This is a genomic window from Pseudomonas sp. GL-RE-29, from assembly GCF_019947275.1.
Classification (GTDB): Bacteria; Pseudomonadota; Gammaproteobacteria; order Pseudomonadales; family Pseudomonadaceae; genus Aquipseudomonas; species Aquipseudomonas fluorescens_A.
The window spans coordinates 91393-115613 of the sequence record NZ_JAGYGD010000003.1 but is presented as its reverse complement, the minus strand read 5'-3'; the positions used below and the strand labels follow the sequence as shown (position 1 = coordinate 115613).

Sequence of the window (24221 nt, the reverse complement as noted above, 5' to 3'; positions counted from 1 at the left end):
TCTAATCATCGCTTAGCAGAGGAATGTGCATACCGCGCAACCCAAAACCTTAAGGAAAGTTTCCCATGTCTCGTTTGGCTGAATATCGCAAGCTTGAACAACAACTTGCCGAACAGCTCGCAGCGCTCGAGTCGATGAAAAGTGATTCAGGCCTGCAGCGAGAAATGGCGCCAAGCATTTTTCCTGATAGCAGCGGTTTTTGGCGCTGATGCGGTTTGATCCAAGCTAACGGAAATCGTTGACCTACCTGAGATCCGCTTCTCCCTTGATGGCCAAAACGCTGCAGGGCACCTGATAAAGAACATGCTCCGTGGTACTGCCAACCAGCTTGTCGACCCCTTTGTGATGGGTATTTCCCATGACGAAGACATCCGCTCGAGTATGAGTGGCAAAATCGGCCATTGCTTTGGTTCGCGGCCCTGCTATGAAGTGTTGTCGCTCAGGTGGCACGCCGTGGCGTCCAGCCAAGGTAACAAAGCACTTTTCAAGTGACCGGCGCACGTCGTCGCTGAAGCCTGGCATCGTCACAGCGCCAGCACCTGCATCAGAGAAATGTGTGTGTGTCAGTTCATAGGCATACAGCATGTGCAATTCAGCCTCACATTGCGTCGCCAATTCGTTCGCCGCCTGAATGATGCTGTCGTTGATTCCGCTGATCTGCCCCTCTGGATGCGATGGATCAACCGCCGCCACAATCACCCGAGGAAGCGGACACCTGACTTCGCTGACCAGATGTATGGGGGGCGGACATTCACGCAACAACTGCCAATCCAAAGGCGTGACGAAGACGCGTTTGAGCGCTGATTCATGATGTACGTCCTTGATGATCAGGTCCGGCTGCATTTCAGCCACACGTTCGAGGATGGCTTGCAGCGGGTCGCGGGTCAAAGCAACTTCGGTGGTCACATTGATGCCCTTGCTGCGTATGAGTTCGGCCTCATCCGTCAACCACTGCTGGTTCTCCTGCCGGCAACTCTCACGAAGTTGTTCGCTGTTGCTCATTAACCGCATAAGGTCGAAGTCTTCGATGAACACTGCGATATGCAGCGCTGCGCCTGTAGCGTCGGCCAGTGCTATCGCCCGCTCCATCGCCGGCGAGTGACGCATTGTGGGACCTGCGATCAGAAAGAGTCGTTGATACTGCCTCATGTGACACCTCCAACGTTCCGGGTTATCCGCTAGCGCCCCCAGCACTCTCGCTTGTCCCACCATTGGCGATCTTTTATCGCCCAACTACCTGGATCGACACTACCAATATACGCCTGCATCACCGGCTTACCAGTTGCCAAGACTGTCGAAGGGGGTAGCAGACCTTTGCATCACGATCGAGCAGGAGACGGGATTGCTGGAAACGCGCGCCACGACACCCGCCTTGACCACGGGGCATAACCAATGCGGATGCTGGTAGTCGAGCACCTGAATCGATACTTCGTAAAAAACGAACTATTTGGCTGGTGCAGGAGTTTGCCTGGCTGCTCTATGTCTTCGGTGCTTTCCTCGTCATCACCGGCATCAAGATGCTGATCTTTGCCAACCAGCAGCCAGACCTCGAAAAGAACCCGTTGCTGCGCTGGCTGCGTAGCCATCTTCGCATCACCGACGGCTTTCACGGCGAGCGCTTCTTCGTGCGCCAGAACGGCCTGCGCTGGGCGACGCCGATGTTCCTGGTGCTGATACTGATTGAGGCCAGCGACCTGGTGTTCGCAGTGGATAGCATCCCGGCTATCTTCGCCGTCACCACCGACCCCTTCATCGTGTTCACCTCCAACATCTTCGCCATCATGGGCCTGCGCGCACTGTATTTTCTGCTCGCCGACATGGCTGACCGCTTTCACTTGCTCAAATATGGCTTGGCCATCGTACTGATGTTCATCGGCGGCAAGATGCTGGTCGCGCCGTGGTGGCACGTGCCGATCCAATGGTCGCTGACCACAGTCGGCGGCATCATCTTGATTTCCGTCCTGTTGAGCCTGACTTTGACGAAGAGCAAAACACGGGTTACGGGAGAGCAATGATGAATCAGAGATGTTGGCGCTGATGCGGTTTGACCCAGGCTAGCGGAAATCAATAACCTTCCCGAATACTTGGTAATCGATGATCTTAACCAAATAAACTCTACCAGCCATACCGAAGAAAGCCCGTTGTGCCCCTTCACTTATGAGTGTTTGGGGCATCACGGGCTTCTTTGTTGCAGCTAAGACAAGTCCTGCGGCACAGGGGCATGAAGGCGCCTAAGTCCTTTGGGCCCCAGTCTCGAATCTCTGGATCAGCGCTCTTTCACTCCTTGGCAATCTCCGGCACCAACAGCCATTCAGCGCTGTCGTTCCATACGTCCATATGGGTGATCTTGCCGTCACGGACTTCAAAGCGGTCCAGATAACGATTGCCCGAAAAGCGGCGGCCATCGGGCCATTCGCCGAACAGTGTGCCATTGGAATACACCACGGTATGGTCGCCCCGGTCCATCCAGTCGAAATTTCCCAGGGCTTTCTTGACCCAGGCGTAACGTGAGCCGTTGAACGCCGTGATCGTCTGGGGATCGGGCATGGCCCTGCCACCGGTGAACGTGATCTTTACATCGGCGCTCATGAACGTCGCCGCGCGGACGGGATCCGGGGCCATTGAAGCCTCGAGAAAATTGCTAACAATCTGTACATCTTTATTGATTTCCGACATCGCTAAAACTCCTGAATCGAAGAAAACCCGGTTGATACGGACGCCTTGGTATGGTGCAAGCCGCCTCGTTTTGGCGCGAAAAACGCGGCCACACCCCGCAAAAACGCTGATTCAAAGGGCTGTTGCGACTGGCATCCTACTTGCTAGCAATAATTATGCAACTGCTAGCAATCAGGAGAATCAACCATGGCCATCCGGCTTCCAAACCTGCAACGCCTGCTGTTTCCCGTGGCTGCGGCAGTCACGCTCAACATGGCCGTTCTCGCTGGCGCGCAAGCGTCCGAGCCGCCGATCAAAGTCGGTCTGGTAGCCGCCCTTTCGGGCCAGTCGGCCAAATCCGGCGAAGCCCTGACCCGGGGTTTGACCATGGCCATCAATGAGGTCAACGCCAGCGGCGGCGTGCTCGGGCGTCCGCTGGAGCTGGTGCGGCGAGACGACGAAAGCAACCCGTCCAAGGGAATACTCGCCGCGCGCGAACTGGTCCAGCGAGAAAAAGTCGCCGTGCTCTTTGGTGGCCTTGATACGCCGGTTTCCCTGGCCATCGTGCCGCTGGTCAACCAGATGAAAGTGCCGTTCATGGGCATCTGGGCCGCGGGTACGAAAATCACCGAGAACGGCGCAGCCGATAACTTTGTGTTCCGGGTTTCCGCCGTCGATGAGTTGGTGGACGAGGCGCTGGTGAAGTACGGCGTCGACAAGGGCATGAAGAAGCCGGGGATGATCCTCATCAACAATCCGTGGGGCGAGTCCAACGAGGCTGGCTTCAAGCGCGCCCTGGAAAAACGCGGCATGGCCAACGCCGGTGTCGAGCGTATCCAGGACAGCGATCTCGACGTGGTGCCGCAGCTGACCCGATTGAAAAACGCCGGAGCAGACACCCTGCTGCTGGTCGGTAACGTCAGCCCCTCGGCACAGGTGGTCAAGTCCCTGGACCGCATGGGCTGGGACGTGCCGATCGTTTCTCACTGGGGGCCGGCCGGTGGTCGCTTTGGCGAGTTGGCGGGGCCGAATGCCTCTCGCGTGCATTTCATTCAAACCTACGTGTTCACCGAGAACAATGGCGCCAAGGGCGATGCCCTGTTGGCCGCGTTGAAAACCGCTTACCCGCAGATCAAGACGCTGGCTGACGTCACGCCGGCAGTGGGTATTGCCAATGCCTACGACGCGCTGCACCTCACCGCCCAGGCCATCGAGAAAGCCGGCAGCACCGACGGCAAGGCCGTGCGCGACGGGTTCTACGCCATCAACGAATACGACGGCCTGATCAAGCACTACAAGCAACCGTTTACCCCATCCAAGCATGACGCGCTGGGCCCGGACGACTATCTGTTCACCCACGTGGTCAACGACCAGATCGTGCCGCTCAAGCCGGAGGAGTAAGCCATGTTCACCGCCGCCATCGTCACCGGCCTCGGGCTGGGCAGCATGTACGCGTTGCTGGCGCTGGGTTTTCACCTGACCTACGTCGTCTCGCGCACCGTCAACTTTGCCCAGGGCAGCGCCATGATGGTCGGCGCCGTGCTGGGCTACACCCTGTGCATCACCTGGGGTTGGTCGCTGTGGCTGGCCCTGCCGCTGACGCTGATCCTCTGCGGGCTGTACGGCCTGGTGATCGAACGCTGGCTGGTACGACCCTTCCACAGTCGCGGCTCACAGGCCTGGCTGATGGCAACGGTGGCGGGAGGCATCCTGGTGGATAACCTGGCGCTGTTTACCTTCGGCAAGGAGCCGCGCCAATTTGAAAGCAGCCTGGTCAATCTGAACATCGAGCTGTTTGGCAGCAACGTGGGCGCACTGCAATTGCTGATTCCACTGGCAGGCGCGGCCATTGCCCTGGCGCTGTACCTGGTGCGGCGTTACACCCGGCTGGGCAAGGTGCTGGAAGCCTGCGTGCAGAATCCCCGCGCGGCGATGCTAATGGGGATCAACGTCAATCGTGTGGTCGCCATCGCCTTTGCTGTCTCCACGGTATTCGCCGGCGTGGCGGGTTTATTGATTGCGCCGCTGTTCAGCGTCAATGCGGAAATGGGCATGTTGTTCGGCCTCAAGGCGTTTGCGGTGGCCATTCTCGGCGGCATCTCCAGCGCGGGCGGTGTGTTCACGGCGGGGCTGCTGTTCGGCCTGACGGAAGCGTTGATCACTTTGTATTTCGGCTCGGCCTTTACCCAGATATTCACGTTTGCGCTGGTCATTGTCGCGCTGGCGATTCGTCCCAACGGTCTGTTCGGCAGCCAGGCATTGGTGAAAGTATGAAGAACTTCAACACCCTGGCCGCACCGGTCTTCATTGCCCTGCTCGCGATTGTCTGCGGCGTGCTGGCGTTCACGCTGGACAGCTACTCGCTGCTGGTTTTCACCCTTTGCGCCCTGGCGGCGGTCGTCGGTGTGGGCCTCAATATCCTGATCGGCCTCAGTGGGCAGATTTCCTTCGGGCATATCGCCTTCTACGCCATCGGTGCCTATGTATCGGCGCTGCTGACCCTGGCAGGCTGGTCGTTATGGCTGGCCCTGCCCACGGCCGGTGCGGTAGCCGGGCTGGTCGGCGCGCTGTTGGCGATTCCCGCACTTCGGGTCAGCGGCCCGTACCTGGCGATGATCACCATCGCCTTCAGTTTTGTGGTGCATCACAGCCTGATCGAATGGCGGGACGTGACGGGTGGCTCCAACGGCTTGATGGGTATCCCGCTGCCGGAATTCGCCGGCCTTGATCCCGCGACTGTCCTCGCCCTGTCGGCCGCTGCGCTGATGATTGGCGCCCTGCTGTTTTATCAGCGCCTGAGCCACAGCCACTGGGGCAAGGCCATGCGCGCGGTGAAAGCCTCGGACATCGCTGCCCGCTCACTGGGCTTCAATCCGGTCATGAGCAAGACGCTGGCGTTTGCCTTGTCGGCGGCATTGACCGGGCTTGCGGGTGGCTTGCTCGCGCCATTGCTGATGTTCATCAACCCTGAATCCTTCCCGTTCTCCCAATCCATTCTGTTCGTGCTGGCGGTGATCGTCGGCGGCAGCGGCATGCTGTTCGGGCCGTTGATTGGCGCACTGCTGATCGTGCTGGTACCGGAACTGCTGTCTGACTTTGCCGAGTACCGCCTGCTGATTTTTTCCGTGCTCCTGCTATTGGTCCTCTGGATCGCGCCCAACGGCCTGCTCGGCGCCCTCGCCCGACGCTGGCTCAAACCGCCCCGCTTGCTGCCGCCCACGCGCATCGATCAACAACGCATCGCCGCGCATTTGCGCAGCCGTGGCCCGTCTTCCGGCTTGCAGGTCACTGACATCGGCATTCGCTTCGGCGGCGTGCAGGCTGCGCAACACGTCAGCCTGTATGCACCTGCCGGCAGCATAACCAGCATCATCGGCCCGAACGGCGCGGGTAAAACCACCGTTCTGAATATGATCAGCGGGTTTTATGTACCGGACAGCGGCCAGATCGAATTGCAACAGCCATTGGCGGGCTTGCCTGCCTGGAAAAGCGCCCGGGCCGGCATCGCCCGCACCTATCAGACCACCCTGCTGTTTGGCGAAATGTCGGTGATGGACAACCTGCTGGTCGCGATGCAAAAGGGTCGCCTGGGCCTGCCTTTCAGCCTTGCCACTGACGAGCAGCGCAGCCTGGCGCTGGATCTGCTGGCACTGGTGGGCTACCGCGGCGAGGTGAACATTGCCGCCGAGGACTTGCCCCATGTGGATCGCCGCCTGGTGGAAATCGCACGGGCACTGGCTACCGCTCCTGCGGTCCTGTTGCTGGATGAACCGGCAGCGGGCCTCAGCCGGCGTGACACCGATCATCTGGCCGTACTGCTTCGCAAGCTGGCGGACTTTGGCCTCACGGTGATTCTGGTCGAGCACGACATGGCGCTGGTGATGTCGGTGTCCGAGCACCTTCTGGTGCTCGACGCGGGCAAGCCTATCGCCTCAGGTCCTCCGGCTGATATCCGCCGCAACCAGCAGGTGATCGCCGCGTACCTGGGCGGTACCGAGTATCAGGCCACGCCGCGCGAACAGGCCTGGAATGGCAGCCGCGATGCGCGCCTGTTCGTCAAGGACCTGGTCATCGACTATGGCGCGTCAGCGGTGGTCGACAAGGTCAACCTGCTGGTCAATCCCGGCGAGCTGGTGGCGATTCTCGGCGCCAACGGCGCGGGCAAATCGAGCATCCTGCAATGCCTGGCAGGCCTGCATCGCGCCAGCAGCGGCAGCATCCTGCTGGACAACGAAAACATCGAACAGGGCAATGCAAGCACAGTCGCGGCAAAAGGCCTGGCGCTGGTACCCGAAGGCCGCCAGGTTTTTCCTTACCTGAGTGTGCGCGACAACCTGTTGCTCGGTGGCTATTCACGCCGCGAAGCCTTCGATGCCGACGCTGAAATCGAGGCCATCCTCAAGCGCTTCCCGCGCCTTCGCGACCGCATCGACAACCCGGCCGGGCTGCTTTCCGGTGGCGAACAGCAAATGGTCGCGGTGGGTCGCGGCCTGATGGCCAAGCCAAAAGTCCTGTTGCTGGATGAACCTTCACTGGGATTGTCGCCGGCCATGATCGGCGAGCTGTACGACGCACTGGCCGCACTGCGCGACGAGGGCGTGACCATCCTGCTGGTGGATCAAATGGCCAACCTGGCCCTGCAGGTGGCGGATCGCGCCTATGTGCTGGAAACCGGGAGCATTGTCAAAGCCGCCAACGCCGCAGAGTTGCGCGACGATCAGGAGTTGGCTGCCGCTTACCTCGGTGAAGGGGCTGTCGCATGAGCGCCTTGAAAATCATCAATGCCCGGCTTGGTGACGATCACCGTAATAGCGAACTGTTTGTCGAGAACGGCTACTTCGTCGCAACCTTCAGCAAGGACGCAGGCCATTGGCAAACCCTTGACCTGCAAGGCCAACTGATGATGCCGGGCCTGATCGAAACCCACCTGCATCTGGACAAGGCCTGCATCATGCAACGCTGCCATCTGCATGAAGGCACGCTGGCCGAAGCGGTGGCGCAAACGCGCGCAGCGAAAGCCGAGTTCACCGAAGACGATGTCTATCAGCGCGGTGCCCAGGTGCTGGACAAGGCGATTGTGCAAGGCACCACGCACATTCGTACCCATGTCGAGCTGGACCCGCAGATCGGCCTGACCGGGTTCAATGCCATTCGCCGCTTGCAAGCTGACTATGCCTGGGCCATTAGCCTGGAGATCTGCGTGTTTCCCCAAGAGGGCCTGCTGAACAATCCGGGGACTGAAGCGCTGTTGTGCCAGGCACTGGAAAGCGGCGCAACCGTCCTCGGCGGCTGCCCCTACATGGACAGCGACCCGAACGGGCAGATCCAGCGCCTGTTCGAACTGGCGGTGCGCTACGACTGCGATCTGGACCTGCATCTGGATTTCGACCTGAACCCGGAAGGCATGACCGTCATGGAAGTCGCACGCTGTACGCAGCTGCATGGCTGGGGTGGACGCGTCACCATCGGCCACGCGACCAAGCTGTCGGCCTTGCCCAAGGAGCCGCTGACAGTGCTTGGCCTGCATCTCGCCAAAGCGGGCGTACAGGTGACATGCCTGCCCAGCACCGATCTATTCCTGACGGGCCGCGAGGCGTTTCACAACAAACCCAGGGGACTGGCGCCATTGGCGCATCTGCATGCTTGCGGCGTGACCTGTTCGGTGTCGACCAACAACATCGGCAACCCGTTTACGCCCTATGGCGATGCGTCGTTGATCCGCCAGGCCAACCTGTACGCCAACGTCAGTCAGATGGGCACGGTGGCGGAATTGCAGCAATGCCTGGCCTGGGTTTCAAGTGAGTCGGCACGCCTGTTGAGGTTGGCGGATTACGGCCTGATGCCGGGCTGTCGCGCTGACTTCATCGTGTTCGACGCGCCCTCGCCTGCGGCGGTCATCGCCGAAATATGCGCGCCGGTCATGGGATTCAAGGGTGGGAGGCAAACGTTCAGTCGGTCGGCTGCAACGTTGATGAAACCGGGTGATTAAAACCGCAAGGCAGGCGCCCCAGGGTTAATCAATCAACGCCTGCTTGAGGTTGAATTCCTCAGGCACACTTTCTTCCAGGGCCAATTGCCCTTCCAGTTCATCCAGGTGTTCGAGCATGACGGCGACGGCTTTTTCGTTGTCGCCATTTTCCAGCGCGGTAATGATCTCCTGATGTTCATCCGAGGCGCAGGATGGCACGTCATTGCGTTGATACAGCGCCACGATCAATGAACTGCGCACCATCAGGTTGGCGAGGATATCGCTCAGCACGGCATTGCCACAGATCTCGCCGAGCAGCAGGTGAAACTCGCTCAGCTCGCGGACGATGGCACGTCGGTCGGTGTCGTTGGTGGCCTTGCGTTCGTTGTTCATGTGCCGGGCGATGCGCTGGCGCTGCTTGCGCATTACTGCCGGGGTGATGGCCTCGACGATCGCCCGCTCAATGGCGCGACGCGCGCTGAAGATATCCCGCGCTTCCTTTGCCGTCGGCTGGGCAACCATGGCGCCGCGATTGGCTTCGATGGTCACCACCTTTTGCATCGCCAGCCGCTGCAACGCCACCTGCACATGGTTGCGGTTGGCCTGCAGGGTTTCGACGATGTGGGCTTCTACCAATCGAGTGCCAGGCGGCAGGCGATGCTGGGCGATAGCCTTGTACAGCGCATCGACGATACGTTGCACCTCAAGCTGTTTGGCGGTGACAGTGCTCAAGCCCATCCTTTCCTCTGTAGTCCAGAAAGCCTCAGGCCAATACACAAGGCTGCGGATGGCGGGCAATCGGCGGCATTATCCGCCAGCGGCACGCACCCGGCAAATGCCCGGCTCACTGACCGAGGCCAGTGCCCTCGCCCCGGGGGTCATGCATGGCGCTGCGCCGATCCTCGGCATCGATGGCGATGATCCCCGCGTGGCCAGTCATGGGGCTACGGGCCGGGATGATTTCCACCTCATGCCCCAGCATCCCGAGGCCTTCAATCGTCGTGGCAGCCATATCGCCTTCCAGCTTGAGATTGTCAGTACTGTCGAAAAAGCTGCGGCCCAACAGAAAGCGCGGGGTTTGCAGGGCCTGGTCAATGGGCTGCTGATAGTCGATCAGTTGGGTCGCCAAGACCATCTGTGTCTGCGGTTGGCCATCGCCCCCCTGCGTGCCGAAGAACCAGCGTCGGCCATCGTCAGCCAGATAGCAGGACGGATTGAGCGTGTGCGCCGGACGCTTGCCGGGAGCCCAGCCATTGACGTGCCCGGGGTTGGCGTTGAACCCGGCCGCGCGGTTCTGCCACAGCACGCCGGTGTCACCCAGAATGCAGCCGGAGCCGAAGTCGTGAAACAGGCTCTGGATCAAGCAGGCCGTGCGGCCCTGGGCATCGGTTGCGGCCATCCACACAGTATCGGCAGGACGCCCCGGCTCGGTCCAGGGTGCCGCGCGCTGGTCGTCGATGGCATCGGCATAAGCCTGAATCTGCGCGCTGTCGAGACTGGCGGCAAAATCCCAAGGTTTGCTCAGCGGATCACACAACTGCGCATTGCGCCGCAGCAAACCCTGTTTGATGGCTTCGACCAGATAGTGATAGTACAGCGCGCTGCCGTTGCCGACTTGCGCCAACGGCTTGTGTTGCAGCGCGGCCATAGCCTGCAACGTGTACAGGCCCTGACACGGCGGCGCGACATTGTAGAGTCGGCCATCGCGGTAACGCACCGAAATCGGTGCGACTTCAGGGGCCCGGGTCGCGGCCAGATCAGCAGTGGTCAAGCCGCAACCGAGGCGATCGAACGCAGCCCCGAAAGCCTCGGCCAGTTCGCCGTGGTAGAAATCCTCGACGCCGTGTTTCGCCAGGTGCCGAAGGGTGTTGGCCAGCTCGGGCTGGCGCAGGCTATCGCCCTCGCGCAACCAGCGCCCGTCGGTCTTGCACAGGCGATGCAGGTCCGGCAATTGCTCGATCAGCGGCTGGCGCAGGGTTTGCCAGAACAGTTGCGATTGCGAAACCACGACACCGGCATCGGCCACGCTCGCCGCGTCGGCCAACAGATCGGCCCAGCCCAGCCTGGAGCCCCACTCCTGGCGACTGATGTCTGCCGCGGTCTTCCAGCTCGCCATCGCGCCCGCCGTGCTGGCAACCGACGCCGGACCACGCACAGTGATGGCTCCACCCTCAGGCAAACGCTGCCCGGCCTGGCCGATCCCCACGATGGTGCGCACCTTGCTGTCGTGGATCATCCACAGGGCATCGCCGCCCAGGCCGGTCATGTGCGGGAACACCGCTGCAAGCATGGCACTGGCCGCCAGCATCGCATCGATGGCCGTTCCGCCCGCGTCGAGAACCCGCATGCCGGCGGCGCTGGCGTCGGCATGCGGTGTACAGATCACGGCACGACTGGAGGTAGCGATCATGGTTCAAGGCCTCTCTCTTTGCTAGCTATCGGTAGTATTATTGTTAGCAAAGCAAGATGTATGCCTTCGACGGAGCGCCTTTTAAACACCGCTATATTGATACCGGCGATCGCCGTGGCACACTCCAGTGCCCCTGAGGCAGTTGCGCTTCACAGCAAAGATCTAAGGATGAACACCATGAGCCGCACCGCCCATATTCGTTTGATGGCGACCTATAACGAGTGGATGAACGCAAAGATTCATGAGGCTGCCAGAAGCCTGTCGGATGAAGCGCTTTCAGAGAATAGAAACGCCTTTTTCGGTTCCATTATCGGGACGTTGAACCACTTGGTGACCGGGGACACCGTCTGGCTGAAACGATTCGCCGAGCACTCGGCGAACCACCTGGCTCTGGAGCCGATTCGCCAGCTTCCTGCCCCCAAAAGCCTCGACCAGTTAACCTTTTCAAATATCCGAGAACTTTCGGCGCATAGAGTGTGGCTCGACAGGATCATTATCGAGTGGTCCCGCTCCCTTACGGAGGCGGATCTAGATCACACCCTCAATTACACAAGCATGGCGGGAGTGCCTGCCGACAAGAACTTTTATGGTTTGGTCATGCATTTCTTCAACCACCAGACGCATCACCGTGGGCAAGTGACTACCTTGTTTTCCCAAGCGGGTGTCGACGTAGGTAGTAACGATCTGGTCACCCTCATTCCCTCCGAACCCCACACAGAGTAAAAAATCCCGGCGCTGGAGCAGGTTTTATCACCGCAGATCGGGTCGGTTGAACAGTGCAGCCGTCCGCAATGGTTGTCGAACCCGAGTGACGGCAAACGGCCGATTCTGTTGAAAAAGTCGGATTTTCAGATCACCTGAACTCAGGCACGACCACCACCGGAGAACCTACTCACCACATAGAGTGGTTTTTCGGCCCTTCGGTGACCTTTGCTGCTCTGCTATTGGGTTAATTTGAGGTTTTTTACTTGGTGCAGGCGCACCTATCCCGTGACTGGTGGCCCTTGAGATGAAAATTTGGCCAACCGTCGCAGGTTCTGCACCGCAGCGGCCAGCGTGAATTCATCCGTCGCGCCACTCATGCCACGTAGCCGCAGGCGATCCAATTTCAGGATGCGCTTGGGGAAGCTCGCCATTCACTGCGCAATGGGGTGCCGGCGGGACAGAGGTATTCCTCAGCCGCTTCACTCCAGTGGAAATCGTTGCTCGAAAAACTATCGTTCTTGCGCTCGGTTTTGTCCCACACCGGCACATGCGGCTCGATGTCTTTTTCCTCCACCATCCAGGCCAGCATCGGCGCTGTACCGTAAGCGGTGTCGCCAATGAGGCGTTCCGGCTTGATGTCGAACTGCGTTTCGACCCGTTCGATCATCGTCTTGGTGCTCTCGACTTCTGCCGTTCGATGAGCCGGTGTGGGTTCCACATCCACAATCACACCGTGTTCCGTATCGATCAGCTAATTCGTGGAGTAAGCGTAGAAAGCTGGGCCTCCTGGCGATCAGCATGCGAATCATTAGTTCTGGATCAATCGACGGACGCCCGATCGGGCGATAAAAATCGGCGAGGTAATGGCGCAGATCGCTCAGATCGAGACACCGATCAATGCTGCGCAGAAGGTGATTGGCTGAGATGTGATCTTCAAGGTTGAACGAGTAAAACAGTCGCTCCTGCCCACTCGATAACTGTCCCATCATGCTGCGTGCTTCCCTGCTGGCCAATGCAGAGATTTTGCCGCAGGCCAGACAGGAGAGCTACTTTTTCAACAGAATCGGCCATTAGCGGTCATTAGAGGGAGCACAATTAAACTCCCTAATAACCCACTGAATTCCCCCTTGTAAAACTCTGCCCAAACGTCCAAATCTCCACCAGAGATTCGCGTGCAGACCATCTCACGGACTCCTGGGAGGGCGATATATTCGCCTGAGATGGTCTGCGTACCTAGGGAGTTCAGTTGGACTCACATTCTCGGATCAGTTTCTTGTTGATCTTTCCAACGCTCGTTTTTGGGATATCTGCAACGAACTTGAACTGTCTGGGAATCGCCCATTTGTTGATACGGCCAGACGCCACAAACGGTTGTAGATGAGCTTCGAGCAATGCCTGGTCGAGGTGTTTGCCTGGTACGCAGACTACTAGGGCTACAGGGCGCTCGCCCCATTGTTCATCGGCGATGCCGACTACAGCGACAGCGCTGACCGATGAGTGTTCGCTGATCAGGCTCTCCAGTTCAAGTGAACTGACCCACTCACCTCCCGTCTTGATCACATCTTTGATTCGATCCTTGATTTCCACCACGCCCCGGGAATCGATCGAAGCCATGTCACCGGTGTGCAGCCATCCGTTGTGCCACAGTTCTGCACTCTGTTCCTCGTCCTTGAAATAACCTTGGGTCAACCATGGCGTGCGCACCACGACTTCACCCAGCGACTCCCCATCATGAGGAACGTCATTGCCGCCCGCATCGATGATCTTCAGATCGACCATCGGTAATGGCGTCCCCGTCTTGATTCGACTGGCGAGCTGAGCTTGTGCAGGTAATTCAAGATCCTGAGCATGCAGGTAAGTGGTGCAGAGCAATGGACAGGTCTCGGACATCCCATATGCAGCATGCACACGTATGCCACGGCTGGTCGCTCGCTGCGCGATACCCATGGTCAAGGAACTTCCGCCCAGGAGCATTTTCCAGCCAGACAGATTAGTCCGGGTGGCCTCTTCGCATCCAAGGATCATTTGCAGAATTGTGGGCACGCAATGGGAAAAAGTGACCTTCTCTTCGCGAAAGAGACTGACCAGGCGATTGGGCTCGTATCGACCGGGATATACCTGCTTGACCCCCATCAATGTGGCGACATAGGGCACGCCCCAGGCATGTACATGAAACATGGGGGTGATTGGCATGTAGACGTCATCGGAGCGTAGTAACGGTTGGCCTTGATAGGCACCTAACGTCCCGACTGCATTCAAGGTGTGCAGCACCAATTGGCGGTGCGAGAAATAAACGCCTTTAGGATTGCCCGTAGTACCGGTTGTGTAGAAAAGGGTTGCGACAGAGTTTTCATCAAAATCCGGGAAGTCGTAGTTTGCACTGGCTTGGCTCAGCAAAGACTCATACTCCCCCAGCACTGGCAAATCCGTATCGACTGCAACGTCGTCAGAGAGTTGGACGTAACCTTTGACGGTCGATAGGCCCTCATGAATCTGCTCGATCAGGGGGATAAAATCGTCATGGACCAGCACCAGATCATCTTCGGCGTGGTTCATGGTGTAGCGCACCTGGTCTGCGGACAGTCGGATGTTCACGGTGTGCAGAACTGCGCCGATCATCGGTACCGCAAAAAAACACTCCAGATAGCGATGGCTGTCCCAGTCTAGCAGCGCTACGGTATCCCCAGCCTTGACGCCCGCCGCCGTCAGGGCATTGGCCAGGCGCTGGATTCGCTCATGAAGCATGCGGTAGCTGTACCGCAGTTTGTCCGCATAGACGATTTCCTGATCTGGTTCGTACCGTACCCCCGACAGCAGCAAGCGCTTGATCAGTAGCGGGTAGGCATAAGCGTCTGGCGCTGGCTTGATTATTTTTGTAGTCAGCATGGTGTTTTTTCTCACTCCCGTATTTCAGGTGTTGTCCCACTGTTCTCCCGCCGCTAAACAGCAAGTACAGGGACCCTATCCACTTCGAACCGTGGTGTGGCAAGGTAAGTTTTACCGGACCTCCATGCTGTACATTTGGTGCCAGCCACTGCCCATTTCACGACAAATTCCGAAAAGCACAACGCCCAAAACCCCAACATCTCAGGTCTGCAAAATTACTTTGGAGGATGCAGGCAGGACGGTTTTCATTTCTCGCTCAAACCTCTATAAAGGGCCTGATTTTGAAATATTCACTTGCCACTTCAGACGATTTTTTCACTTCTGCACTGGGCAGGATGGGGCAATAAACACAACAACAACGAGGTCAACATCATGGCCCTAATGGCACGTACAGCTGCCCTGACGAATTACCTGGAATTGTGCACGCAACTGGCTCTCAATCCTCTGCCGCTGCTCAATGAGTTCGCACTCAGCAAGGCGATGTTGAAGAATCCGGAATTGCGCATCCCCATGACAGTTGTGGCAAAGTTGCTTGAAGCGTCGGCAAAGGCCAGTGGTTGCGAAACATTTGGTCTGCGCATGGCTGAGTCACGACAGCTTTCGAGTTTCGGCGCAATCAGCTTGTTGCTCACCCACCAGCCAACCCTGCGCGATGCCTTGACCACCATCGGACAATACCGGCACCTGCTCAACGAATCCCTGGCAATGGATATCTCGGAGACAGACAAGATAGTGATCATCCGTGAGGAAATCACAATCGACCCGGCCACGCCAAAGCGGCAAAGTATCGAACTGGCAATCGGGGTGCTGCATCGACTTTGCAGTGCGTTGCTCGGCAAAAGTTGGCGCCCGCAGAGCGTAAGCTTCACTCACAACGCCCCGGCAGACCTGAACGTCCACCGTCGGGTATTTGGCTGTAACGTTGAATTCAACTGCCAGTTCAATGGCATTGTCTGCCTTGTCGCTGATTTGAATACGGCGAATCCAACCGCTGACCCGGTAATGGCGAACTATGCACGAGAGTTTTTCGAAGCATTGCCTGGGGCCAGCAAAGGCTCGACACTGAATGAAGTACGCCAGGCCATTTACCTGCTGCTGCCCATGGACCGGGCCTCAATCAGTCTGGTCGCCCAATCCCTCGACATAAATGTGCGCACCTTGCAACGCAGACTGGAAGACAGCGGCGTCAGTTTCTCCGAACTGCATGATCAAGTACGACGCGAACTTTTGAACCGTTACATGGCGAACCCACGTTACTCCTTCAGCCAGGTCGCAGGCCTGCTTGGCTACTCGACCCCAAGTTCATTCACCCGCTGGTTCACCGCTCAGTACGGCATGACACCGACAGCCTGGCGGCGCCAAAACCTCGACTACCAAGAATAGTACAAGTATCAAGCTCGGGAAATTTTTGCACCCAGGGGGCACCATTGCAGTGCCCCCATGCGCCTCTCCCTGGCCCTTAGACAGTCAACTCACTGCGATCGCGAAAGTACTCCAACGCCTCGGGATTGGCGAGTGCCTCGACGTTCTTCACCGACTCACCATGAACGACGTTACGAACAGCCAACTCAACGATCTTGCCGCTTTTGGTCCGGGGTATATCCACGACTTGCAGGACCTTCGCAGGAACGTGACGTGGTGTGGTGTTGTTGCGCACCTGCTGTTTAACCCGCGCCACCAGATCATCGTCGAGCTGTTGGCCATCACGCAGCTTCACGAACAGAACGACGCGGGTGTCGCCCGCCCATTCCTGCCCGATCACCAACGATTCAACAATTTCCGGCAGTAGTTCAACCTGGCGGTAAATCTCCGCAGTGCCGATGCGTACGCCTCCGGGATTCAAGGTGGCGTCGGAGCGCCCATAGATAGCGAAACCGCCACGACCATTGATCTCGGCAAAGTCGCCATGGCACCAGATGTTGGGGAAACGGGCGAAATAGGCCGCGTGATAGCGCGAGCCATCAGTGTCATTCCAGAACCCTACCGGCATGCATGGGAACGGCCGGGTGCACACCAGCTCACCTTTGACTTCGCGTACGGATTCACCTTGCTCATCGAAAACCGCCACCGCCATGCCCAAACCCGCACGCTGGATTTCACCGCGATACACAGCCTGGATAGGTACGCCGACCACGAAGCCCGACAGGATGTCGGTCCCGCCGGCGACCGAGGCCAGGTGCAAGTCGCTCTTGATCTCGCGGTAGACGTAATCGAACCCCTCTGGAGCCAGCGGGCTGCCGGTCGACAGAAAAGCCCGCAACGCCGTCAACGAATGGCTGTGCCGTGGCGAAAGCTCCTGCTTGAGCAACGCATCGATAAACTTCGCCGACGTGCCGAAATGGGTCATGCCTTCGTCGTCGGCGTAATCGAAAAGAATACTGCCTGGACGTCCGTCGCGGCCTGCGATAAATGGTGATCCATCGTAGAGCAACACCGTCGCCCCGGACGCCAGGCCAGATACCAGCCAATTCCACATCATCCAGCTGCAAGTGCTGAAGTAGAACAAGCGATCATCTGTATGCACATCGGTGTGTAATTGGTGTTCCTTGAGGTGTTGCAGCAACGAGCCGCCATGACCATGAACTATGCATTTGGGGACACCAGTCGTCCCGGAGGAAAACAGGATGAACAACGGATGGTCGAAAGGCACCTCGACAAACGCAATCTCGACAGCGGCGTAGGGCTCGATAAAGTCGGCGAAACGGAAACCGCCGACAATGTTGGCGACATCCGGCAGGTCCTCGACATACGGCACGACTACGGTACGCAGGAGGCTCGGCAGTCGAGCCGCTACTTCGGCATTTTTCCCCAGGCAATCGACGCGTTTGCCGTTGTACCAATAGCCGTCTACGCACAACAGCAGCTTGGGCTCGATTTGCCCGAAACGGTCGAGCACTCCCTGCACACCGAAGTCGGGTGAGGCCGAGGACCAGACTGCGCCCAGCGAGGCGGTGGCCAGCATGGCAACCAGGGTTTCGGGCATGTTTGGCATGACGGCTGCAACGCGATCGCCCTTGCCGATGCCCAATGCTTCCAGGCCCTGGCGAAAGCGAGAAACCTGGTTATAGAGTTCAGCTCGGGACAAGCGCCGGCGGACCTTGTCTTCACCCCAGAATACCAATGCATCTGCGTCGTCGCGGCGAGCCAGCAACGACTGCGCGTAGTTCAATCGCGCATTCGGGAACCAGCGGGCTCCGGGCATCTGGCCACTGTTTTCCAGCACCACATCACCCAGTTGGCCGACTCCGCCACAAAACTTCCAGACTAGCGGCCAAAACTGCTCGATCTCTTCGACCGACCAACGCCACAATGCGTCGTAGTCAGTGAAATCACGCCCGGTACGCGACTGCGCAAATTGCATGAAAGCCATCAAGCGCGTGTTGGCGATGCGCTCGGCGCCGGGCTGGAAAATGGGTTTTTCGTTCATATCAGTCTCTCTCGGTACAGGCAGACGGCCAGGGCGAAGCGGCCGAAATAATAGGTGCTCAGGTCAAGGCCCGGATGCAGCAACATTAACGATTGAATGTCATGACGCCGTGCCCAACACCGGGGCGGAGCCAGGTGCTTTCATCTTTCCGATATCGCGGTGATAGTGGCGTTTGCCGTACCAAAACACCAAGGCAGATGCGACGGCCATCAGCGGGATGATCTGGAAGGCGTGGTCCAGGCTGACCGCGTCGGCCAGCATGCCGGTGACCAGTGGGCCAGGCGCCAGACCTAAGATATTGTTGGCCAATGCCAGCACCGCGAATGCCGTGGCGTGCACCGAAGGATGGGTCAGATTAGCCACCATGGCACCGGCCGGCCCGCAGGTGCCACTGGCAACCAGCATCCCCATGCTGATCAAGGTGAGTTGCAAGGCGCCGGGCGGCAAATGGAAAGCCACCCCCAGTAACAAGCCGCTGATCAGGCAATAGGCGATGGCCAGGCTGATCTTGCGGTCTGGTGCATTGCGGCACAGACGATCACTCAACATGCCACACAGGATCATGCCGCCACCGCCGATCAGGACGATCAACGCCGAAAGCATGCCGGCCTTGTCCGTGTTCATGTGGTAGTAGCGATTCAAATAGCTTGGAAACCAGGCGAGTACCGAGCCAACGACAAACAGCTGGAGGCCATTGCCAATGTAAGCGCAGATCACCGAGCGACTGGCAAACAGTGTGGCCAGTGGGCGATTAATGGTCGCTGCTGTGGCCTGGCCTTGCAAACCACATGGGCGGTGCGCGGTAATGCGTCGCTCACGCACGACAATCAGGTAGATCACCGCCAGGCACATCCCGAACAGAGCCATGCTGGTGAATGCGACGCGCCAACCCAGATGCGCGGCGATGACGCCACCCAGCGCCATGCCCAGCACGGAACCGAACATGCTGCCGGCCATGAACGCGCCCGACAGGGAAGCACGCATATGTTTGGGGAAAACGGATAACACCACGGCAATACCGACACTGCCATAGGCGGCCTCACCGGCGCCTACCAGAAAGCGCGCAACGAACATCTGATTGAAATTTTCCGCAATCGCGCACCCCAGTGTTGCCAGGCTCCAGAACATGGCCATCAACACCAGGCTTTTGACGCGTCCCCAACGGTCTGCGAGCAACGACAATGGAATGGTCAGCACACCGACCATGACCGAGACGATGCTGCTGAGCATCCCCAACTGTGCGTCACTCAGCGCCCATTCGGCCTTCAGTAGCGGAAAAACCGCGTTGAGCACCTGGCGTGACATGTAATCGGAAATCAGCAGGCCAAAGGTCAGTGCGAACACAACCCAGGCAAACGTACGGGGAACGCTGACGGCGACGTCCGCGCCGTCACCGACGGTGGCGTGATGGAAAGCCATGGCAGTTCCTTGAGTCGATGTGTCTTGTTTTTATTAGGTTCAACAGCAGGGAACGTTCAACGTCCCCTGCCTTGGCCAGTCTTGCTGACCATCGATAGCACAGGTCTTGGGTGACGGCAGATCCGTCACCGACGCGGCTTGCGATTCGGCGTGTAACCGTTCGCGGCCAGCGTTTCATCCGCGTCCTTGTAGAAGGTGCCGATCTTGTAGATTTCACGCGCCTCCTTGCCATTGGCAACCGGTCGTGCGCATTCATTGGCGATGCGTACCAGTTGCTCGATCTGCTCCACGCTGCTCATTTTGCGCGAACGATCAGGCGTCCAGATCGTGTCTTCGATACCACAGCGCACATGCAGGCCCATCGCAATAGCCATCATGTTGAGCGGCAGCACGTTGTTCATCTGGCCCTCAAATGTCAGCACTGCGCCTTCCGGTACTGAGCGCATGAAGTTGGTCATGTTGTAGGGCGTCATCGCGTCTGCGCCACCACCGATGGGAATCCAGGTCAGAATCAAAGGCACGTTGCAAACACCGCGGCGCATCATGCGTTCGACGGTTTCCAGCGAGTTGATGTTGCCCATCTGGAACTGTACCTGAATGCCGTTCGCGCTCAGGCGTTTGACGTGCTCTTCTACCCACCCAGGGCCGGCCGGAATGGTCATTTCGCGGTAGGCGAGCTGCTTCACCGGATCAGCGAACGAAGTTCCGGCGAGATCGGCCTCGGACAGCGCCTCGATGATGTTGAACTGGTTCGAGTTGATAGCCAGGGTCACCTGATCCGGCTTCGGTGTCAGCTCGGCCAGCATGTGACGTGTGTCGTCAGACAGCCATTTCGCGACCTCGCCTTCCGATTCGGGCGCAAATGAAATCGAGCCGCCCACCTGAATGATCATATCCGGTACCGCCTCACGTACTCCGGCGATCAGCTCGTTGAACTTGGACAAGCGTTTTGAGCCTTTGCCGTCCAGTTCGCGCACATGCAGGTGGAGCACAGTGGCACCGGCTTCATAGCAGTCGACAGCCTTCTGTACTTGTTCGTCCATGGTGACCGGAATGTCTTCCGGGAAGTCGCTGACCTCGAACTGCGGACCATAGGGAGCAACAGTGATGACCAGTTTTTCCTGGTTTTCGGGGTACAGCGAACCGTCAATGAAATTCATGGGTATCTCCGAGGACATGTTGTTGGGTTGAGCGTTTTTGTCAGTCGACAGGAAGAAACTTCTAATAGGGCTTATCGCCAATGATTCCGGCACGATCCATCTTTCGATGGCACGCCGAATAATCCATTACTGCATAGTGCTGCGTAGCGCTGTTGTCCCAGATGGCGACACTGTTGGGCGCCCAGCGCCAGCGCACCTGGTACTCAGGGATGGATGCCTGACTGAGCAGGTAACGCAGCAACTCCCCGGCACCCGGGTTCGCGTCCTGCCCATAGCGGACATGTTCACTGGTGTGGAAATTGGTGAAGTGCGTGGTGAAGACATTTACGTACAACACCTTCTCGCCGGTTTGCGGATGCGTTCGCACGACTGGATGCTCTGCGTCCGGAAATCGGGCTTTGAGTGCCAGACGCTTTTCCATCGGCATCGATGCGCCAAAGGTGGCCTCGATACTGTGGCGAGCCCTCAAGTTGGCAATCTTGTCCTTGATGTGGGCAGGCAGGTTTTCGTAAGCCAGCGCCATGTTTGCCCACATCGTGTCTCCGCCAACTGGAGGGCATTCAACACACCGCAACACTGCTCCGAAGGGTGGTGCTTCCCGCCAGGTGGCATCCGAATGCCATGCATTTTCGTAGCGGTCGGGTGATTGATCCGGGGTCTTGTAGATACGGACCAGGCCTGGGTACTGCGGATCACTGCCCGCGACCGGGTGATCCTCGAGATCACCGAATCGCTGCGCAAACGCCACGTGTTCTGCGCTGCTGATGTGCTGATCCCTCAGGAACAGAACACGGTACTTGAGCATTGCCGCGCGGATCTCGGCGAACAGATCGTCATCGTGAATGGCATCTGCCAGCTTCACGCCCACCAGTTCGGCGCCCAGCGCACAGGTTTGTTGTTTTATGTGCATTACGCAAAGTCTCCTGATTCTTCCTTGCGACGTCACGGAACCAGCACAGTCGCTCCGATCGTCTTTCGCGATTCCAGCATGCGATGCGCTTCGGCGGCCTCGGCGAGCGCGAAGATCTGTTTCGGCTCGCTCGAAATCTTCCCGGCAAGCACCAGATCGAACAGCTCCTTGGCCATGGATAGCATGTGCGAGCGAGGCTTGATGTAATGCACCATCGCCGGACGCGTGAACCAAATTGACCCCTTCAGGGCAAGCGTCAGCGCATCGACATTGACGGGACCGGAACTCGTGCCGTTGCTGACGAGGGTGCCACGCACTTGCAGGCTGTCCAGCGAAGCCTGCAGGGTGTCCTTGCCAACAGAGTCATAAACGACGGGTACACCTTGGCCATCCGTCAGTTCGCGCACACGCTCTGCGATGTTCTCGCGCGAGGTGACGATCGTATGCGTGCAACCGTTGGCCTTGGCGATTTCCGCCTTTTCGTCACTGCTGACGGTGCCGATCATCGTGACCCCAAGCGCACGCGCCCATTGGCAAGCGATCAGGCCGACGCCACCGGCAGCCGCGTGGTAGAGAATCGTCTCGCCACCCTTCAACGGATAAACCTGACGGAAAAGATATTGCGCCGTCAGGCCCTTCATGATGAGCGTCGACGCTGTGCGATCCGATATCCCGTCTGGCAACGGAATCAGCACCTCGGCGGGAATCAAACGCACGTCGGAATAGGCACCTTGCGGCCCCATCAGATAACCGACCCGGTCTCCGACCTTGATATCGGTCACACCCGGCCCTACCGCTTCGACGACACCGACAGCGTCCGAACCAAGGCCGCCCGGCAATTGTGAAGGGTAATAGCCAGTGCGATGGTAGATGTCGATGAAATTGACCGCGATGTAGCTATGTCGAACGCGAGCCTGTCCCGGCCCCGGTTCTCCGACCTCGACGTCTTCATAACGAAGCACTTCGGGTCCACCGGTTTCGTAAAAGCGAACAGCTTTGGCCATCTCGTTTCTCCAGTCTGAATTTTCTTGTCGGCGCTAGGGCCCTTTGGACTGGAATATACGAATGTTCGAACGTGAGTTATGTACATCTCGCGACGGAGACTATCCAGTTCATGACAAACCGTTTCTAAAACCTAGGCAAATGTCGAGTTACCGAGGTTGATTTGGGGGCAGTATCGGTGAGGGAATGAAGACTCCTTTGGGTCGGAAGCAGCCCTCTGCGACAGGCTGCAACCGGCCAAAAGCAGACGGTCTACTCAGACGGTGCTCCACTCAGATGATCACGCCGTAAACAGGCTGAATCAGGCCGCGCTGCAGCTGTCGAGCCTGCGAGCCTGCGTCCAAGGACAAAGTCCTCGTAAGTCCTGCAACGCAGTGTTTCAGGCGCACCGCATTCGCCTGGCTAGCGACGACTGCGTCCTCGGACGCAGCCTCGCAGGCTCGACAGCTGCTATGGGGTATGGCGAGAGTTCGGGGGCTATAGGGCGGAAAACTTCAGCACAACGCTCTGGGTATAGGTTTTGCCCGGGTCCAGTCGCGTTGAAGGGAAGTTCGGCTGGTTCGGCGAATCCGGGTAATGCTGAGTCTCCAGCGTGAAAGCGCCCCAATGCGGATAAATCTTGCCGGCCTTGCCCTTGACCGTGCCGTCGAGGAAGTTGCCGGTGTAGAACTGCACGCCCGGTTCGCTGGTGTAGAGCTGCAAGCGGCGGCCCGATTGCGGGTCGCTGACATCAGCGGCGAGCTTGCTCACGTCGCCCTTGGCGTCCAGCACCCAGTTGAAGTCAAAACCGCCCTGTTTCTGCTCAGCGAATTTCAGCTGCGGGTGATCAGCCTTGATATTTTTGCCGATGGCGGTGGGCTGGGTGAAGTCCATCGGTGTGTTGGCGACCGGTGCCAGTTCACCGGTGGGGATCAACGTCGCATTAACCGGCGTGTACTGCGACGCGTACAGGGTGGCGACCTGTTTCAGCACATCACCATTACCGGCGCCGGCGAGGTTGAAATAGCTGTGGTTGGTCAGGTTCAGCACCGTCGGTTTATCGGTCGATGCCTTGTAGTCGATCCGCAGTTCGTTGTTCTCGGTCAGGCTGTACGTGACCTCGGTTTTCAGGTTGCCGGGAAAGCCCATTTCACCGTCCACTGACAGGTAAGTCAGGGTCACGCCGACCGAATCCTTGCTTTTGGTCGGTTGCGCTTTCCACACGCGTTTGTCGAAACCCAGCGGCCCGCCGTGCAGCGAGTTCGGGCCGTCGTTTTTCGGCACTTGATAGTGTCTTCCGTCCAGTTCGAACGCACCGTTGGCCAGGCGATTGCCGTAGCGGCCGATGGTCGCGCCAAAGTACGCGGTACCACTTTGATAACCCTGAACGTCATCGAAACCGAGCACGATATCTTCGGACTTGCCGTCCTTACCCGGCACCTTCAATGACTGCAGAATCCCGCCATAGGTAATGACTGTGGCTTGCAGGCCCTGGCTGTTGCGCAATGTGTATTGTTCGACGGGCGTGCCGTCATTGGTCTTGCCGAACGCTTTGTGTTCGGCAGACAGGCCGGCAGCCTGGGCGGAGAGAGTGGCGATTGTCAGGGACAGTCCGAGGCCGGATAGCAAGTGTCGGGATTGAAGCATGGTTGACCTTCCTTTTTGTTGTTTTGATAATTAGTCATACTAAATACTCAACA

Annotated in this window: 17 protein-coding genes and 3 pseudogenes; 8 read left to right on the top strand and 12 right to left on the bottom strand. The window is 58.4% G+C overall.

Annotation, left to right across the window (positions count from 1 at the left end; translation table 11 throughout):
* Positions 1-65: 65 nt before the first annotated feature.
* Positions 66-167 (top strand): annotated as a pseudogene (locus tag KGB21_RS03955) (transcriptional regulator); the annotation flags it as partial.
* A gap of 76 nt (positions 168-243) precedes the next feature.
* On the opposite strand, the gene KGB21_RS03950 reads toward KGB21_RS03955, so the two are convergent.
* Positions 244-1149, bottom strand: coding sequence for a universal stress protein (locus tag KGB21_RS03950; RefSeq protein WP_223503683.1), 906 nt, complete (start codon positions 1147-1149; stop codon positions 244-246).
* 296 nt (positions 1150-1445) lie between these two features.
* Between KGB21_RS03950 and KGB21_RS03945 the strand changes: the two are divergent.
* A pseudogene (locus tag KGB21_RS03945) lies at positions 1446-2015 on the top strand (TerC/Alx family metal homeostasis membrane protein); the annotation flags it as partial.
* Between the two features lie 262 nt (positions 2016-2277).
* On the opposite strand, the gene KGB21_RS03940 reads toward KGB21_RS03945, so the two are convergent.
* The gene (locus KGB21_RS03940) at positions 2278-2676 is read right to left on the bottom strand and encodes a nuclear transport factor 2 family protein (protein WP_223503681.1); all 399 of its coding nucleotides are present in this window, start codon (positions 2674-2676) and stop codon (positions 2278-2280) included.
* Between the two features lie 186 nt (positions 2677-2862).
* Here KGB21_RS03940 and KGB21_RS03935 point away from each other — a divergent pair, with 186 nt between their 5' ends.
* From KGB21_RS03935 to KGB21_RS03920, 4 genes are read left to right on the top strand one after another with little or no spacing between them, the layout of a single operon-like run.
* A complete protein-coding gene (locus KGB21_RS03935) occupies positions 2863-4056 on the top strand; it encodes an ABC transporter substrate-binding protein (RefSeq protein WP_223503679.1) in 1194 nt (397 codons plus the stop codon).
* A 3-nt stretch (positions 4057-4059) separates the two neighbouring features.
* Positions 4060-4929: a branched-chain amino acid ABC transporter permease gene (locus KGB21_RS03930; RefSeq protein WP_223503677.1), complete on the top strand. Its 870-nt coding sequence runs from the start codon at positions 4060-4062 to the stop codon at positions 4927-4929.
* Positions 4926-7418: an ATP-binding cassette domain-containing protein gene (locus KGB21_RS03925; RefSeq protein WP_223503675.1), complete on the top strand. Its 2493-nt coding sequence runs from the start codon at positions 4926-4928 to the stop codon at positions 7416-7418. Before KGB21_RS03930 ends, KGB21_RS03925 begins: the two co-directional genes overlap by 4 nt.
* Positions 7415-8644, top strand: a complete 1230-nt coding sequence (locus KGB21_RS03920) for an amidohydrolase family protein (RefSeq protein ID WP_223503673.1) — start codon at positions 7415-7417, stop codon at positions 8642-8644. Before KGB21_RS03925 ends, KGB21_RS03920 begins: the two co-directional genes overlap by 4 nt.
* Before the next feature lie 24 nt (positions 8645-8668).
* On the opposite strand, the gene KGB21_RS03915 is transcribed toward KGB21_RS03920, so the two are convergent.
* Both KGB21_RS03915 and KGB21_RS03910 read right to left on the bottom strand, forming a co-directional pair.
* The gene (locus KGB21_RS03915; RefSeq protein ID WP_223503671.1) at positions 8669-9361 is read right to left on the bottom strand and encodes a GntR family transcriptional regulator; all 693 of its coding nucleotides are present in this window, start codon (positions 9359-9361) and stop codon (positions 8669-8671) included.
* A 106-nt stretch (positions 9362-9467) separates the two neighbouring features.
* On the bottom strand, positions 9468-11033 hold the full coding sequence (locus tag KGB21_RS03910) for a gamma-glutamyltransferase family protein (RefSeq protein ID WP_223503669.1): 1566 nt from the start codon (positions 11031-11033) through the stop codon (positions 9468-9470).
* A 177-nt stretch (positions 11034-11210) separates the two neighbouring features.
* On the opposite strand from KGB21_RS03910, the gene KGB21_RS03905 reads away from it, so the two are divergent.
* Entirely contained in the window at positions 11211-11756 is a 546-nt protein-coding gene (locus tag KGB21_RS03905) for a DinB family protein (RefSeq protein WP_223503667.1), read from the top strand.
* A gap of 260 nt (positions 11757-12016) precedes the next feature.
* Here KGB21_RS03905 and KGB21_RS03900 read toward each other — a convergent pair.
* Both KGB21_RS03900 and KGB21_RS03895 read right to left on the bottom strand, forming a co-directional pair.
* Positions 12017-12727, bottom strand: a pseudogene (locus KGB21_RS03900) (transposase).
* Between the two features lie 253 nt (positions 12728-12980).
* Positions 12981-14624 carry a fatty acid--CoA ligase gene (locus KGB21_RS03895; protein ID WP_223503665.1) on the bottom strand — a complete coding sequence of 548 codons (1644 nt, stop codon included), beginning with the start codon at positions 14622-14624 and terminating at the stop codon, positions 12981-12983.
* A gap of 372 nt (positions 14625-14996) precedes the next feature.
* Here KGB21_RS03895 and KGB21_RS03890 point away from each other — a divergent pair, with 372 nt between their 5' ends.
* Positions 14997-16007: an AraC family transcriptional regulator gene (locus KGB21_RS03890; protein ID WP_223503943.1), complete on the top strand. Its 1011-nt coding sequence runs from the start codon at positions 14997-14999 to the stop codon at positions 16005-16007.
* 76 nt (positions 16008-16083) lie between these two features.
* Here the strand turns inward: KGB21_RS03890 and KGB21_RS03885 are convergent, their stop codons facing one another.
* The 6 genes from KGB21_RS03885 to KGB21_RS03860 all read right to left on the bottom strand — a co-directional run bounded on the left by KGB21_RS03885 (position 16084) and on the right by KGB21_RS03860 (position 24168).
* Positions 16084-18051, bottom strand: coding sequence for an acetoacetate--CoA ligase (locus tag KGB21_RS03885; RefSeq protein ID WP_223503664.1), 1968 nt, complete (start codon positions 18049-18051; stop codon positions 16084-16086).
* Between the two features lie 99 nt (positions 18052-18150).
* Positions 18151-19470 (bottom strand): MFS transporter, encoded by a 1320-nt coding sequence (locus tag KGB21_RS03880; RefSeq protein ID WP_223503662.1) that lies wholly within the window; start codon positions 19468-19470, stop codon positions 18151-18153.
* 125 nt (positions 19471-19595) lie between these two features.
* Positions 19596-20630, bottom strand: coding sequence for a 3-keto-5-aminohexanoate cleavage protein (locus KGB21_RS03875; RefSeq protein ID WP_223503660.1), 1035 nt, complete (start codon positions 20628-20630; stop codon positions 19596-19598).
* A gap of 61 nt (positions 20631-20691) precedes the next feature.
* A complete protein-coding gene (locus tag KGB21_RS03870) occupies positions 20692-21540 on the bottom strand; it encodes a TauD/TfdA dioxygenase family protein (RefSeq protein WP_223503658.1) in 849 nt (282 codons plus the stop codon).
* A gap of 32 nt (positions 21541-21572) precedes the next feature.
* Positions 21573-22544, bottom strand: a complete 972-nt coding sequence (locus tag KGB21_RS03865) for a quinone oxidoreductase family protein (protein WP_223503656.1) — start codon at positions 22542-22544, stop codon at positions 21573-21575.
* A gap of 475 nt (positions 22545-23019) precedes the next feature.
* Positions 23020-24168: an aldose epimerase family protein gene (locus tag KGB21_RS03860; protein ID WP_223503654.1), complete on the bottom strand. Its 1149-nt coding sequence runs from the start codon at positions 24166-24168 to the stop codon at positions 23020-23022.
* Positions 24169-24221 lie beyond the last annotated feature (53 nt).